This is a genomic window from Microcystis sp. M53603_WE2, from assembly GCF_030065435.1.
The window spans coordinates 1-1,275 of the sequence record NZ_JASJFF010000170.1 but is presented as its reverse complement, the minus strand read 5'-3'; the positions used below and the strand labels follow the sequence as shown (position 1 = coordinate 1,275).

At 35.5% G+C, this 1,275-nt stretch carries 2 protein-coding genes; one reads left to right on the top strand and one right to left on the bottom strand.

Going from position 1 to position 1,275, the window contains the following annotated elements; translation table 11 throughout:
* Window positions 1-153: 153 nt before the first annotated feature.
* Window positions 154-279, bottom strand: a complete 126-nt coding sequence (locus tag PX481_RS03760) for a hypothetical protein (protein ID WP_288093711.1) — start codon at window positions 277-279, stop codon at window positions 154-156.
* Between the two features lies 1 nt (window position 280).
* Between PX481_RS03760 and PX481_RS03755 the strand changes: the two genes are divergently transcribed.
* Window positions 281-1,275, top strand: a 995-nt coding sequence (locus tag PX481_RS03755) for a WD40 repeat domain-containing protein (protein WP_288093709.1), incomplete at its 3' end; no start/stop codon positions are given.

The following is a 1,275-nucleotide window of genomic DNA, read 5'->3' as shown; positions in this document are numbered from 1 at the left end:
GTCAATACTTAATTTATCAGGCAATTTTTTCGATTATTGTCCCACCCTAGGACTAGGATTGTCAACGGGTACTTATCAGCTAAGACCTATTTTAATAGGCTATCCTTAGATTAGCTGCATCTCCTTGACGAGAAACACTGTAATTAGTTATAATCAGGGAACAATAGCTTCTCCGTACTTGTGGTGAGCGGAAAAAGTTATCTCAGGGATGAAGTAGTCCCCCAGAGAAAAACTAATATCTGGTAATGCCGAAAAATACTGATTAACTAATGTTTTCACTATGTTTAATCGCTTAGTATCTTTTAAATCCCTAGAAGGCCATGAAGGTGAGGTTAAATGTCTAACTTTTTCCCAAGATGGTAAATTTTTGGCTAGTGCTGGAGATGATGGTAATATTCTAATCTGGGAATGGAGAAAAAATCAGAAGTTTTCTTTAACTAAAAAAATTGATCAAGTTTTTGAAGATGATATCAATAAAATGTTTGGAGATCTAGAGGAGGGGATTGGCAATATATTTGGAAATAAGGGTGGAATCGCTATACCTAAAATTAATGATATATTCTCAAAACCTCCTCAAGTAAAGGTTTCGGAGATTGATGATATATTTTCAAGACATAGACATAAAAGAATCAATTCTGTTGCTTTTAGTCCCTGTCAAGGATATTTGGTTAGTGGAGGAGATGATCAAACCCTAAGAATTTGGTCACTGGAAACTAAAGAATTAATCTCTACCTTAACGGGACACCAAGATAAAGTTACAGCAGTAGCTGTTCATCCCGATGAGGAAATTATTGCTAGTGGTAGTGAAGATAAAACCGTGAAAATATGGTCAGTAAAAACTGGAGAAACTCGGTTCACATTACAAGGTCATAGCGATAAAGTCCTAACAGTTAAATTTAGTCAAAATGGTCAACTTTTAGCCAGTGGTGGCGGCGAAAATGACAAAACGGTAATTATTTGGAATCTGGCAGAAAAGAGCAGTATTACCTTAAAAGGTCATTCCGATTGGTTTGGAGGTATTTTATCGGTAGATTTCGGCAGTAATAACAAATTTTTAGCCAGTGGCAGCAAAGACAAAACTATTAAAATCTGGGATATTAAAAGAGGGACAGAGGTAAAAACTCTCAGCGAACATAGTGATCATATCAATTCAGTTAGTGTTAGTCCTAATAATCAACTATTAGCCAGTGGTAGTGATGATAAAAGCTTAAAATTATGGGATTTAAAAGCAGGAAAAGCCATTATTTCTATTCCCCATCCCCAGAAAATCTATTC